Origin of the sequence: Arcicella lustrica (genome assembly GCF_034930985.1) — a bacterium.
Classification (GTDB): domain Bacteria; phylum Bacteroidota; class Bacteroidia; order Cytophagales; family Spirosomataceae; genus Arcicella; species Arcicella lustrica.
The window spans coordinates 229,032-243,069 of the sequence record NZ_JAYGIM010000013.1 but is presented as its reverse complement, the minus strand read 5'-3'; the positions used below and the strand labels follow the sequence as shown (position 1 = coordinate 243,069).

Genomic DNA, 14,038 nt, shown 5'->3' with positions numbered 1-14,038 from the left:
ATGGGGTTGATAGGACTGGTGTTCACCTCTTCCCATCTCGAACAGAGAAGTTAAGCCCAGTTCCGTTGATGATACTGCAATCATATGCGGGAAAGTAAATAAACCCCAAAAATATTAAAAAAGGTTCTTGATAGTAATATCAAGAACCTTTTTTGCATTTGAAGATATTGGGAAAACTTGATTTTGTAAAAGAGAAGAATTATCTTTAAAAGAAAAAATCTCTACAATGAAAAGAAAACTACACTTAATCATGATATATTTCAGCTATATCATCATCCCCTTCAATGGATTTGCGCAAAAACAATTTAGCTATATTGATGGATATTCTATTAATACTTCTTTAGGAATGGCTACTACTATTGGAGAATTAGGTCATTTAGGTACGTTCAATCCTGTCATATCTATTGCAGTTGAGAAAGGAATCTCACAAAAAATCAACCTTATGTTTGAAAGTAATTTTGGAAATTTATCTGGTTATGAACACGAACCATATTTTTCAAGATTCAAGTGTGAGTTTTTTCAATCAAATCTGTTGGTATCTCTTAACTTAAGTAGGCTTTTCGAGGAAAGTAGAAGAAATTCGATTTTTAGACCTTACTTAGGTATAGGAATGATTTGGTTTCACACAGATGTTTATGACTTAAAAACGGGAGCTTTTTTGAGAACAACTGCCGATGGTACAACGAGGCACACTTCTATTTTTCAACAGGCTGGCATTGGTGTTGGGAGTAAAGGAATATATTATACCAGAGAATTAGTTGTTCCGTTTGGTTTTATGACAGAACTTTGGCTTAGTAAACGTCTTTCAACCGTTTTTGACTTGCGTTATTCTTGGGTTTATAATGATAAATTAGATGCTACAACTGCTTATAATCTGACTACTCCACATAAAATTGGGGGAGTAAATTCTTACAGTGATACTGCAAATGATGCTTGGATTAATCTTTCGGTAGGCTTGAAGTATAAGTTTGTTTCACTCAGAATTATGAAACAAAGAGGTATTTGATTAACACTTTCCTAAGCGCATTACTGAACATAGGAAAGCGTTAATGAGTTTAGGAGAATAAATCTATAATATCGTCTTGTGAAAGTTTTTTCAAGAAACCGTCTTCAGTACTGATTATATCTTTCGCAATATCTCGTTTTTTATCTTGAAGCAATAATATTTTCTCTTCGATAGTGTCTTTACAAATCATTCTATAAGCAAAAACACTCTTTTTCTGCCCAATTCTGTGCGTTCTGTCGATTGCTTGTTGTTCTACTGCTGGATTCCACCAAGGATCAACTAGATAGACGTAATCGGCTTCTGTGAGGTTAATACCAACACCACCTGCTTTTAAACTCATTAAGAATACTCTACAAGTTTCATCATCTTGAAAATGATTTACTCTATCAGCTCTGTCAGTCGTTTTGCCGTCTAAATATTCGTATTTGATATGATGTTTTTCGAGATGCTGTTTGATTAAATCTAACATTTTTAAGAATTGACTAAAAATCAAAATCTTATGATTACCTGCATTCTCTTCAATTTCACGAATGATTTCTTCAAGTTTAGCAGAGTTTGTATCATACTCTGTATCATCGTTTAGCAGCGCTGGACTATCACAAATCTGGCGAAGTTTTAATAATCCTTCCAAAATTAAGAATGCAGCTTTTTCTCTTCCATCTGTGGACATTTTATCAACCAATTTCTGGCGATAAATTTCACGGAAAGTATCATATACTTTTCGCTGCTTTTTGTCCATTTCACAGTAAATAATACTTTCTGTTTTTTCTGGTAAATCTTTCGCTACTTCTTCTTTTGTTCTTTTTAGCATAAATGGATACACAATTTTTCGTAATTGCGCAGCCTTTTCTTTGTCTTGATTTTTATCAATTGGGTTTGAAAACTCTGCTTTGAAAAACTCTCCGCTTCCCAACAAACCTGGATTGATAAATTCCATTTGAGAGTACAAATCAAAAGTATTGTTTTCAACAGGTGTTCCTGTCATCACCAAACGATTGCGTGATTGAAGCAGTTTAACAGCTTTAGAAATCAAAGAATCAGGGTTTTTGATTGCCTGAGATTCATCAAGAATAATATAATTGAAATTAAAGGCACGGAAAAGTTCAATATCTGAACGAACCATTCCGTAAGTTGTCAGAATAATGTCGTACTCATGCCAATGTTCGTTGATTTTTTGACGAGTTCCGCCACGATGAACGAACAGTTTTAAATCTGGACAAAATTTAGCTGCTTCAGCTTGCCAGTTGAAAATCAAAGTAGTAGGTAAAACAACAAGATTTACTGCATCAGGTTTACGATTTTGTTGTTCTTGTAAGAAAGTAAGCATTTGAAGCGTTTTCCCAAGCCCCATATCATCCGCAAGAATTCCACCCCACGAAAATTCATCTAAGAAATTCAACCATTTAAACCCTTCCACTTGATAATCACGCAATTGTGCATTCATATTTTGTGGTAAAGCAATTTCTGCCATTTCTTTGAAATTCAGCAGTTTTTGTTTTTTCTCGAAAAGTTCTTGCTCGAATTCAAAACTATCAATGTCTTTGCTCAATTCGTCAATTAACGAAAAGTGCATTTTGGAAAGTTGTAATTGGTCGCCTTTTACTTTCCCAAGTTTCAGTACATTTTCGTAGCGTTTTAGCCATTCTTCTGGCAACATTCCAAGTGAACCATCTTTCAATTCAACATAGTTTTGTTTCTTTAAAACGGCTTTTTGAATTTCCTTGATGCCAATCAGTTGGTCGCCAAATTGTACTTCAATTTTCATATCAAACCAGTCGATTCCTGAACCAGCTTTGATATTAAATTCTGCTTTGTGCGGGTTATATCTGAATTTTTTTAAATCTTTAAAGCCCAAAATCGTAATATCATGCGCTTTCATGGCTTCAAAAAACTTGTAAAGCCAACCGTCTTTCAATACATTATTGAATGACAAGTAAAAGAATGGATATTGACTTTGGTTTTCGAAAGAAGGATGTTGTTCTTTTATGATTTGATAAAAGTTCTTCTCAGCTTCCGTGTTACGATGTTGAATGGTAATTTTCTCGTTTTCAAAATTGATTTTATTCGTTTTTTGATCGTGCGAAAATTCTATTTCATTTTCGTACTCATACATTGGTACGAAAAGCAAATTGCCATCGTCTTCTTTTAAGTAAATTTTTATTTGCTGAAAGCTGCTGTGCTGATGTTCAATTTCATGATTGATTTGTAAATCGACCGTAAATTTTTCGGCTAATGGCAAAACGAAATCTTGAAAGAAACCTGCAAAATTGGTTTTTCGTACTTTGATTACGCCATTTTTAGGAAGATAGCTCAATAAATTGGCTACTTCTGGATTTGCCAATTTATATAAAACATTACCAATACTTCTAACCCAATAACTGTTTGGATTCGCTAAAGAAGCCAGTTTTGTCTTTTTCTGATTGATGGTAGTAAAACCTTCTAATACGATAAAATCGTCTTCTTCAGATAAAGTAAATGAAGGAAAAATACGTTCTTTGCCAATCGTAATTTCCTCAACATCAATTTGGCTACTCACAAAAGAAGTCTTACTTGTGTGTACTTGTTTGTCAGATAAGAGATTGAAAATTCTGTCTAACTTCTTATTGATGTATTCTTCTACGATGGGTAAATCGTTGGCAGAAACTTCGTCACGGTTCAAATAATCGTAGAAATATGGCAAACGCAAATCTTTTTTCTTACCAAAAGCTTTTAATCCATCGTCTTTAATGCTGTTAATTAAGCCAATTACTTGGCTGTCGGCATCGGTCAAAACAGGAAAACTATCGAAATCGCTGTCTTTCAACGAACGGATATAAGCCATTTTGCCGTTTGCTCCTGCTTTGTACGAATAAGTATCAATCGCTACATCGTTTACAAATTCTGTTCCTTTAAAACGAAGTACATAAAGAATTTGACGAAGTTCACGTTCTACATCATCGTTATTGATTAAAAATGAATTTTCGGGCGTTCTGAAAATTCTATTATTGATATTTCTCCAGTTTTGAAATTGACTTAATTTCTGAATACTTTGGTCGAGGCGAAGTAACTGAACCGAGCCGTCTGATTTTAGTTTGAAATCAAATTTATCTTGCAAATCATCTTCTAAAGAAAAACCATATTCTGCCAGTAATTTATCTTTTTCAACAGTATAATCACGCATTCTATCGAATGGATTGTTGGGTCCATAAGTATCACGAATGGCGATTAATGCTCCAATTTTATGAATACAAAGCTGATTTTCGATGTCCTGAGCGCAAGAACATGAAGTTGCCACTTCGCTGTTGAAACGTAGCTTTTCGAATTTTAAATGGAAAGTCTCTTTTTTGTATTCTACATCAACAATAGCAGTGCCATCAATCGCTGAAATAATTTGTACATTTTGAACACTTGCACGATTTTTCCAATCATCTAAACTTGAATGACTTTTCAAAGACCAATCATCGAAAGTACTTATTCTAATTATATGATACGAAGTTGGATATGTTTTCTTTAAAGGAAGCGATTGAATGACGCTTGGTTTGCGAGTAAGTAAATCTTGTTCTAAAAAGAGTAAAGCTGCAACACGGTGTTTGCAAATTCCGCCCCAATCGTAGTCGCATGAACAACTAGAACTTACAATAGCTGTATTCCAATTTTTGATAAGTACTGAATAAAATTTAGAACTAGAATCACTTTTTACTTTAATAGTTGCTTCGCCTTTGTCGGTATAAGATATTTTTTCAAATGTAGTTCCACCTTTTTGGTAAATGATTTTTCCACGAGAAACACTCTGTGGTAAAGCATTTGATTTAAGGTATTTTCTTAATTTTTCTGCAAGGATTATTGACATTTTTCTGAATGCTTTGTTTGAAATCGGCTAATCCGCAAAGATACAGATAATTGAACTGGAAAACTTAATTAAAAGAGAAAAGCTGAATAATTATGTTTTCAAAAATATTTCTTAATTTAGAATTCTATACCTTAAATGGCTCAAGATGAACTACTTCTCTCCGTTTCCATTTGTTCGTTTTACAATTACCCTGATTTTGGGCATTGTGATTTACAATTTTTTTACTCCTTCCCATCTTCAACCGATTTTTGTTGTTTGGTTGCTAAGTATTAGCATTTATATCGCTCTGTATATTTTCCGACAACGATTTAAAAACCATTTACTTATAGGTTTCGCAGGTTGTATGGTTTTATTATTAACAGGTTTATTGCGGACTTTCTTGGTAACAGAAAGTAATTTTCCACAACATTATTCACAGTATGTTTCGAAGCTTAGTCATTATGAAGTAATTGTGGATAACTTAGTCGAAGAGAAAGAAAATTCATGGAAATGTGTCGCTGAGATTCGTTCGGTCATTATCAATAATCAAATATTACCAAGTTCTGGAAAAATACTTCTCTATTTTGATAATCATACTGTGGAAAAACCAAATTATGGAGATGTCTATTTGATTAAAGGAAATCCACAAGAAATTTCTGCTCCTAAAAATCCAGAAGAATTTGATTATCGGCAATACATGGCTTGGCAAAACATAGCTTTTCAGCAGTTTTGCCCTGCTTCAAAGATTGAAAAAATAGTAAATGAAAAACCAAATTTGATAAAAGCCACTGCATTAAGAACAAATACTATTGCAGATTCTATTTTCACGACTTTTGTAGAAGGCAAACAAGAATATGGCGTAGCAAATGCCATGATTTTGGGACAAAGAGATGATATTGATAGCGAATTGATGCAGGCGTATTCTGCTGCTGGTGCTATTCATGTGTTGTCGGTTTCGGGTTTACATGTCGGAGTAATTTGTGCTGTATTAGTGTTTTTACTTAGTTTTTTGAATAAACGGGGTAAATATGGAAAACTTGTAATGCTGCTTATTATTTTAACTTTACTTTGGTTTTATGCTTTTATCACAGGATTGTCTTCACCTGTACTTCGTTCTACTTTTATGTTTTCGGTTATTTTGATTGCCAAAACTTTTCAACGAAAAGATAACTCTTATAATACTGTCGCCTTTTCTGCATTCTGTTTATTGTTGATAAATCCTTATTTTTTATTCAATGTTGGTTTTCAATTATCGTATTTGGCAGTTTTTGGAATGATTTACTTTCAGCCCAAACTAAACCCATTGGTTGTGATTGATAAATCTAAAAGTTGGTTTCATTGGCTTGCCGACCTCACTTGGAAAGTAACCACAGTAGCGATTGCTGCACAAATTGCCACATTTCCGATTACCATTTATTACTTTCATCAATTTCCCAATTACTTTCTATTCGCCAATCCGTTGGTAATCTTACTTTCTTCGGTTGTATTAATGTATGGTTTGGGTTTTGTGATACTTGCTAAAATATTGTTGTATTTTAATCTTGAGACAATTCTCTATTTGTTAGGTCAAGGTTTGAAGTTTTCTATTTTCGCACTCAATAAAACAGTACTTTGGTTTGAAGCATTGCCTTTTGCGATTACTAAGTTTTTGTGGATTTCAAAGGAGGAAATGTATTTGATGTATGCGCTAATTTTTACTTTGATGGTACTATGGAAAACGCAACAATATTATTGGGTAAAAGTAAGCAGTGTAATTGTTTGTGTATTAATTGTCTTGACAATTACTAAAAAAGTAAGACAAATGAATCAAGATTTTTTACTGATTCATTCAATTCCAAAGCATACTGCATTTTCTGTAGTTAAAAATAAACGAGCGATGTTATTGGCAGATGATTCTTTTTTGAGAAGTAGAAAAGATATTGGTTTTCGGCTGAATAATTTTTGGGCGAAAGCTGGAGTAATTGATACTTTGAAAAGTGATTTGAATCAAAATCAAGCCTTAAAATCATTCGGAGTAATTGCACAAAGTAAAGATTCCGTCACTGTAATTGCATGGAAAAATAAGACATTTTTATGGATTGGTAAAAATCTGAAAAGGAAAGAATTTGATGCTCAAAATCTGTTTTTTGATTATCTAATTTTAGAGAATAAATCAGTAAGCGATTTAGCACAAATTATAGGCAAAGTTCAATTCAAATATTTAATCATTGATGGTTCTTATTCGGATTGGTACGCTGATAAACTAAGTAATCAGGCGAAACTGTTGGGCTTGAATTGTATTAATTTACGAAAAGAAGGAGCTTATCAAATTACTGATTTTGACTAATTGCTGTTTTTAATAGGTAAAAGATTGCCATTCATCAAAAACTTTTCTGAAATAAAGCTTAATACATTAACTTAGACCGTTTATTTTTTCAACAATTTTTAAATCATCATGCTAAAAACTCAGACTAAAATTGCTCTTTTGGCTTTGTCGTGTTTTACTGTTTCTGTAAACGCACAAGATAAAAAAGGAGATACAAAAGCACCCGCAGCCGCAACAACTGCACCAGCGCCTAAACCAGCCGAAGCTCCAAAACCTGGACCAAAACCTTACAAAGAAGTAATTACCGATAAAGCGAAAACTTCAAAAGGACTTTTTACGGTTCATAAAATTGATGATAAGTATTTCTTTGAAATTCCTGATTCAATTATGGGCAAAGAAATCATGAGTATTACTCGTTTCACAAAAGTTGCTACGATTCCGGGTACTTATGGTGGCGAAATGTTGAACCGTCAGGTAATTCGTTTTGAAAAAGCACCTGAAAATAAAGTATTCCTTCGTGCAGTACAGTATATCAATGTTTCTCCAGATTCTGCTGCACCAATTTACAAAGCGGTTAAAAATTCAAATGTTGAGCCAATCGCTCAGGCTTTTGATTTAAAGGCTATCAAAAAAGATTCTATCAGTAAAACAAGTTCATCAGTCATTGAAGTAACTGAATTTTTTAAAGGCGATAATCAGATTTTCTCTTTGCCTCCTTACACAAAAACAACGTATAAACTTACTGCAATTGCTCCTGATCGTTCTTACATTCAGTCGATAAAATCGTATCCAATCAATACGGAAATCAGAACGGTTAAAACTTTCAATGCGATTCCACCAATGCCAAGTTTTGGTGCGCCAACAGTACCTTCAGTTAATATTCCTGGTGCAGCGGCAGCAGGTGCAGTAACTATTGAACTTAACACTTCAATGATTTTATTGCCAAGTACGCCGATGAAAAAACGTTATTTTGATAACAGAGTCGGATATTTTGCAAGTGGTTATACGGTATTTGAAGAAGGTGGACAGCGTACAGAAGACCAAACTTTTGCTGTTCGTTGGAGATTAGAACCTAAAAATGCAGAAGATGCTGCTAAGCAAAAAAGAGGAGAATTGATTGAGCCGAAAAAACCAATTGTATATTATATCGACCCAGCTACTCCTGAAAAATGGCGTAAATATTTAAAAATGGGTGTTGATGATTGGCAAAAAGCTTTTGAAGCGGCTGGTTGGAAAAATGCTATTCGTGGAGAAATCTTGAGTGAAAAAGATACGACTATCAGTTTAGAAGATGCTCGTTATTCAGCAATTCGTTACTTCGCTTCTGATATTGAAAATGCTTATGGCCCTAATGTAAATGACCCACGTTCTGGCGAAATCTTAGAAAGTCACATCGGTTGGTACCATAACGTAATGAAGTTATTGAAAAAATGGTACATGACTCAAGGTGCAGCAGTTGACCCACGTGCCAGAAAAAATAAATTTGATGATGAATTAATGGGCGATTTGATTCGTTTTGTATCATCTCATGAAGTTGGTCACACAATCGGTTTACGTCATAATTATGGTTCAAGCAGTACTGTTCCAGTAGAAAAACTTCGTGACCCGAAATGGATTGCAGAGCATGGTCATACGCCTTCAATTATGGATTATGCTCGTTTCAATTATGTAGCTCAACCAGAAGATGGCGTGAAAGATTTGTATCCACGCATTGGTGAATATGATATTTGGGCAATTAAATGGGCTTACCAAACATTGGATGGTGCTACTCCAGAAGATGACCAAAAAACGTTGAGTAAACAGTATATTCAGGAATTTGCTAAAAATCCAAGAATTTGGTTCGGTACAGAAACGAATCCTTACGACCCACGTACACAAAGTGAATGTTTGGGCGACGACAATATGTTGGCAAGTGATTACGGTATTAAAAACTTGAAAAGAATTGTACCAAATTTAACTGAATGGACTAAAGAGGAAGCACAAGATTTTGATATGTTGACGGAGTCTTATAACGAAATCGTTACGCAATATCGTCGTTATATCGGTCATGTTTCAAAAAATATTGGTGGTGTTTATGAAACACCAAAAACAGCTGACCAACAAGGTGCAGTTTATGAACCAACTCCTAAGAGTGTTCAGAAAAACGCTGTTTTATGGTTGAATCGTCAGGTTTTTGATACGCCATCTTGGTTATTAGATGATAAAATTATCACTAAAATTCGTCCAGATTATGGTGTAGATGCAATCAGTCGTATCCAAGAAGCTACTTTGAATAATTTATTTACTTCAGACCGTTTACAACGTTTGGTTGAAATGAATGCTAAAAACCCAGCTTCATATAGTTTGGATGAATTATTTACAGACGTTCGTTCTTCAATTTGGTCAGAAGCTCGTACTCGTAAAGTAACAGATGCTACTCGTAGAAATTTACAGAAAGTATATGTAGAAAGAATGCTTGCTATTTTAAATGGTACAGCTGTTGGTGGTCAAGGAGGATTTAGTTTTAGAGGAACTGTCGTTCCTGCACCAGTTGACCCACGTAAAACAGATATTACTTCAGTAACTCGTGGACATTTGTTGGCATTGAAAAGCGAGCTTAAAGCTGCTTTACCTTTAACAACTGATAAAATGACAAAATATCATTTTGAAGATGTATTATTCAGAATCGAAAAAGGTCTTGATCCAAAGTAATTTGTAGTCTGAATTTTGTGTAAAAAAAATCCTGTCGGTAACGGCAGGATTTTTTTATTACCTTTAAAAGATTAAAATCAAGAAAAATGGATTTCGGAAAACTTCCTATACACGAGTTAAGCAAAGTAGATTTTACTTTACAAACTGATAATGCCTTTAACACGAAAGTATTATCAGGCATTCCTGTGAAAAAACCAAAAGTAAAAGTCGGTTGTCCAGAATGGGCAAACAAAGATTGGAATGGAAAAATTTATCCGCATAAAGTAAACAAGGGAGATTATTTAAGATTGTATTCAAAGCAATTTGAAACGATAGAATTGAATATTACTCATTATAAAATTCCGAACCAAGATGAAGTGAAAGCGTGGAAAGAAGATTCGGCAGAAGGTTTTACTTTCAATCCAAAATTTCCACAAGTAATTACTCATGATAATTTATTGCAAAAATCTGATGCCGTCACCAAAGTGTTTTGTGAGAGAATTTTTGAATTAGAAGAAAAACTAGGCATTCCATTTTTACAATTAGCGCCTTATTTTATGCCGAAGCATTTTCACATTTTAGAAAAGTATTTGAAAACCTTGCCTACAAATTTGAAAATTGCCGTAGAGTTTCGCCATGAAGATTGGTTTAAAAATGAAAAAATCTGGCAACAGGCATTATCACTTTTACAAAGTTTCGGTCACGGAACGGTGATTACTGATGTTTCTGGCAGAAGAGATGTAGCACATCAAAGTTTGAGTAATAGCATCGCCATGATTCGTTGGACTGGCAACGAACATCCCTCAGATTATCCAAGAATTGATGAATGGATTCAGAAATTAAAAAGTTGGTTTGAAAAAGGAGTAGAGGAGGTTTATGTTTTTGTGCATGTTAACGATAAAGATTGTGTGCCAGAATTGGCTTATTATTGGATTCAGCAGTTCAATTTACATTTTGACTTGAACCTAAAAGAGCCGAAATTTCTACCCAAAGTAGAACAAATGAGTTTGTTTTAGTTGTAAGCTTTCGGATGTCGGACATTAGCTTTCGGTTTTAAATAAGAAAAAAGAAACATTTAATATAACATCTGAAATCCGATATCCGACATCCGAAAGCGAAATAATTATTGCTTTTCGTACTAAATACCAAATCTTTAGGAAGTAAATTTCAAAATAATAACTATTTTTGCATCATGATTTTCAAAGGCACACATCATAACCATCATTTCGTTTCCTAAACAGGAAAGGCTGATGAGTATTGTGCCAATAGCAACGACACAAGTATTCGATATAAATAGAAGCCTGATTCCTGAAAAGAGTCAGGCTTTTTTAATGCTTAATCGGGAGTGTTGACGGTGAATTTCAAATTGTTTTTCTCTTAATTCTAAAAAATGAAAACAGTAATAATCAAATACAACGCAGGAAATGTGCAATCGGTAATGTATGCTTTGGACAGAATTGGCGTAAACTACCTTTGGACAGACGATGAGGCTGAAATCCGTTCGGCTGATAAAGTGATTTTTCCGGGCGTTGGCGAGGCAAGTACTGCTATGGCATACTTGCGTGAAAAAGGTTTGGATAAAGTAATTCCTTCGTTGAAACAACCTGTTTTAGGTACTTGTGTTGGAATGCAACTGATGTGTAAGCATTCGGAAGAAAACGATACTACTTGCATGGGTATTTTTGATATTAACGTAAAACGTTTTGATTCAAGTAATTTCAAAGTGCCACACGTAGGTTGGAATAATATTTATAACCTGAAAAGTAAGTTGACGGAAGGCTTGAAGGAAAATGCCTTTATGTATTTTGTGCATAGTTATTATGCCGAAATCAGTACATATACAGTTGCCGAATGTGATTATGTACAACCATTTTCAGCGATGCTTCAAAAAGAAAATTTCTACGCCGCCCAATTCCACACCGAAATCAGTGGAAAAGAAGGACAGAAGATTATTGAGAATTTTTTGAGACTTTAGAGGCAAGATACAAGAAGCAAGATGAAAGACTCAAGTCGAAAGAGATAAGACATGAGAAGTAAGATTGAATAATTTACAGTTCTATGTATAGATGAATTGAGGAGTATAGATTTTATAACCTTAAAACTTTCAAAATATGCTTTTACACAATTTTAAAGAATTGAAAGTATGGAAGATGTCTATTGATTTCGTAACCAAAATTTACGAGATGTCTGCCAGCTTTCCTCAATATGAAATGTATGGTCTTACGTCTCAGTTACGTAGAGCTGCTTTGTCTATTCCTTCAAATATCGCTGAAGGTTCTGGAAGAGGAGATAAAGAATTTATACGATTTTTATCAATAAGTATTGCTTCGGCATTTGAAGTAGAAACTCAGTTGATTGTAGCTAAAAACTTGAATTTTATATCAGAAAGCGAATTAGAAAAACTAATAAGTCAAATACAAGAAATACAGAAAATGATACATGGATTGAGTAGAAGTTTACAAGCAAAAATTTAAATGAAAATATATTTGAGGAGTATATCCTCTAATATATTTTTCAAAAAATCTTGTCTCTTGCTTCTTTCATCTTGTATCTAACAATCAAAAACAATGATTCAAATTATTCCAGCCATAGATTTAATTGACGGAAAATGTGTTCGTCTTACGCAGGGCGATTATGCTCAGAAAAAAATCTATAACGAAAATCCATTAGAAGTAGCCAAGTCTTTTGAAGATGCAGGTATTCAGCGTTTGCATTTGGTTGATTTAGACGGTGCAAAACAAAAACGTATCATCAATCATAAAGTATTAGAATTGTTGGCAAGTAAAACTAACCTTCATATTGATTTTGGAGGAGGAGTACAATCAGACGAAATGATTGAAATTGCTTTTAATTCAGGAGCAAAACAAGTAACAGGCGGAAGTGTAGCCGTAAAAAATCCTGATTTATTTGAAGGATGGCTACAAAACTATGGCGGAGAAAAAATCATTCTCGGAGCAGATGCTCGTGATGAAAAAATAGCCATTTCAGGTTGGGAAGAAGCTACCACTACTTCGGTCTATGATTTTGTAGGAAATTATATCGAAAAAGGAGCGAAATATACAATTTCAACAGATGTAGCAAAAGACGGACTATTAGAAGGACCAAGTTTTCAGTTATATAAAAATCTCCAAGACCAATTTCCAAACTTACAAATTATTGCCAGTGGAGGCGTTTCGGTTATGGATGATATTTTGAAATTAGACGAAATGAATATCTTCGGAGTAATCGTCGGCAAAGCGATTTATGAAGGTAGAATTACTTTGAAACAGATTGCTGATTTACATAAATAGATCTTGGATTTGGGATATTGGATGTCGGATTTCAGATGTTTTAAGGAAATACAAAGTCTTAAAATCCAAATAAAATTTACAAGTCTTTAATCTTGATTCTTGTATCTAAAATCTTGTGTCTTTAAGTCCTAAAGTCTAAAAAATGGCTGAAAGCTCACCGCTGATAGCCGAAAGCTATATACAATGCTTACAAAAAGAATAATTCCTTGTCTTGATATAAAAGACGGTCGCACAGTGAAAGGCACGAATTTCGTGAACCTTCGTGATGCAGGCGACCCCGTAGAATTAGGTGCAATTTACGCTGAACAAGGGGCAGACGAATTAGTGTTTTTGGATATTACTGCCACCGTTGATAACCGCAAAACATTAATTGATTTGGTCAGAAACGTAGCTCGAAATGTCAATATTCCTTTTACCGTAGGTGGAGGAATTTCTTCTATTGAAGACGTTTCAGCTTTGCTTAATGCGGGTGCAGATAAAGTATCAATTAATTCCTCTGCTGTTCGCCGACCAGAATTGATTAATGAACTAGCTTTACAGTTTGGTTCGCAATGTATTATTGTGGCGATTGATACTCGCTTTGTTGTTACTGAAAATGGAATTTCAGAACATATCGTTCATACCCATGGTGGCAGAAAACCAACAGCTTTGCGTACTTTGGCTTGGGCAAAAGAAGTAGAAGAGCGTGGAGCAGGAGAAATTTTGCTGACTTCAATGGATACCGACGGCACGAAAGCTGGCTTTGCGAATGAATTAACAGCGGCAATTTCTGGAAATTCATCAATTCCAATCATTGCTTCGGGCGGAGCGGGAACGATGGAACACTTCAACGAAGTATTCACCGTAGGAAAAGCCGATGCAGGTTTGGCAGCAAGTATTTTCCATTTCAAGGAAATAGATATTATTGAATTAAAAGAGTATTTAAGAGAGAAGGGAATCTCTGTTAGACTATAATTTTT

The 14,038-nt window shown here is 34.3% G+C and carries 9 protein-coding genes and 1 rRNA gene; 9 read left to right on the top strand and 1 reads right to left on the bottom strand.

What is annotated here, in order from left to right; genetic code table 11:
• The first annotated feature begins 1 nt into the window (after position 1).
• A 5S ribosomal RNA gene (rrf, locus tag VB798_RS17575) occupies positions 2 to 111 on the top strand.
• Positions 112 to 250: 139 nt separating this feature from the next.
• Entirely contained in the window at positions 251 to 1,006 is a 756-nt protein-coding gene (locus tag VB798_RS17570; protein WP_323260701.1) for a hypothetical protein, read from the top strand.
• Between the two features lie 49 nt (positions 1,007 to 1,055).
• Here the strand turns inward: VB798_RS17570 and VB798_RS17565 are convergent, their stop codons facing one another.
• The gene (locus VB798_RS17565; protein WP_323260699.1) at positions 1,056 to 4,835 is read right to left on the bottom strand and encodes a DEAD/DEAH box helicase; all 3,780 of its coding nucleotides are present in this window, start codon (positions 4,833 to 4,835) and stop codon (positions 1,056 to 1,058) included.
• A gap of 145 nt (positions 4,836 to 4,980) precedes the next feature.
• Between VB798_RS17565 and VB798_RS17560 the strand changes: the two genes are divergently transcribed.
• The 7 genes from VB798_RS17560 to hisF all read left to right on the top strand — a co-directional run bounded on the left by VB798_RS17560 (position 4,981) and on the right by hisF (position 14,033).
• Entirely contained in the window at positions 4,981 to 7,140 is a 2,160-nt protein-coding gene (locus VB798_RS17560) for a ComEC/Rec2 family competence protein (RefSeq protein WP_323260697.1), read from the top strand.
• A gap of 108 nt (positions 7,141 to 7,248) precedes the next feature.
• A complete protein-coding gene (locus VB798_RS17555) occupies positions 7,249 to 9,810 on the top strand; it encodes a zinc-dependent metalloprotease (protein WP_323260695.1) in 2,562 nt (853 codons plus the stop codon).
• Positions 9,811 to 9,896: 86 nt separating this feature from the next.
• Positions 9,897 to 10,805 carry a DUF72 domain-containing protein gene (locus tag VB798_RS17550; RefSeq protein WP_323260693.1) on the top strand — a complete coding sequence of 303 codons (909 nt, stop codon included), beginning with the start codon at positions 9,897 to 9,899 and terminating at the stop codon, positions 10,803 to 10,805.
• A gap of 374 nt (positions 10,806 to 11,179) precedes the next feature.
• Positions 11,180 to 11,764: an imidazole glycerol phosphate synthase subunit HisH gene (hisH, locus tag VB798_RS17545; RefSeq protein ID WP_323260691.1), complete on the top strand. Its 585-nt coding sequence runs from the start codon at positions 11,180 to 11,182 to the stop codon at positions 11,762 to 11,764.
• A gap of 136 nt (positions 11,765 to 11,900) precedes the next feature.
• Positions 11,901 to 12,263 (top strand): four helix bundle protein, encoded by a 363-nt coding sequence (locus VB798_RS17540; protein ID WP_323260689.1) that lies wholly within the window; start codon positions 11,901 to 11,903, stop codon positions 12,261 to 12,263.
• A gap of 93 nt (positions 12,264 to 12,356) precedes the next feature.
• The gene (gene hisA / locus VB798_RS17535) at positions 12,357 to 13,079 is read left to right on the top strand and encodes a 1-(5-phosphoribosyl)-5-[(5-phosphoribosylamino)methylideneamino]imidazole-4-carboxamide isomerase (RefSeq protein ID WP_323260687.1); all 723 of its coding nucleotides are present in this window, start codon (positions 12,357 to 12,359) and stop codon (positions 13,077 to 13,079) included.
• Between the two features lie 183 nt (positions 13,080 to 13,262).
• A complete protein-coding gene (hisF, locus tag VB798_RS17530; RefSeq protein ID WP_323260685.1) occupies positions 13,263 to 14,033 on the top strand; it encodes an imidazole glycerol phosphate synthase subunit HisF in 771 nt (256 codons plus the stop codon).
• Positions 14,034 to 14,038: the final 5 nt, after the last annotated feature.

Excerpts from the sequence above, each read along its gene's own strand:
- VB798_RS17570 (WP_323260701.1), top strand. The coding sequence starts at position 251 with ATGATATATTTCAGCTATATCATCATCCCCTTCAATGGATTTGCGCAA.
- VB798_RS17565 (WP_323260699.1), bottom strand. The coding sequence starts at position 4,835 with ATGTCAATAATCCTTGCAGAAAAATTAAGAAAATACCTTAAATCAAAT.
- VB798_RS17560 (WP_323260697.1), top strand. The coding sequence starts at position 4,981 with ATGAACTACTTCTCTCCGTTTCCATTTGTTCGTTTTACAATTACCCTG.
- VB798_RS17555 (WP_323260695.1), top strand. The coding sequence starts at position 7,249 with ATGCTAAAAACTCAGACTAAAATTGCTCTTTTGGCTTTGTCGTGTTTT.
- VB798_RS17550 (WP_323260693.1), top strand. The coding sequence starts at position 9,897 with ATGGATTTCGGAAAACTTCCTATACACGAGTTAAGCAAAGTAGATTTT.
- hisH (WP_323260691.1), top strand. The coding sequence starts at position 11,180 with ATGAAAACAGTAATAATCAAATACAACGCAGGAAATGTGCAATCGGTA.
- VB798_RS17540 (WP_323260689.1), top strand. The coding sequence starts at position 11,901 with ATGCTTTTACACAATTTTAAAGAATTGAAAGTATGGAAGATGTCTATT.
- hisA (WP_323260687.1), top strand. The coding sequence starts at position 12,357 with ATGATTCAAATTATTCCAGCCATAGATTTAATTGACGGAAAATGTGTT.
- hisF (WP_323260685.1), top strand. The coding sequence starts at position 13,263 with ATGCTTACAAAAAGAATAATTCCTTGTCTTGATATAAAAGACGGTCGC.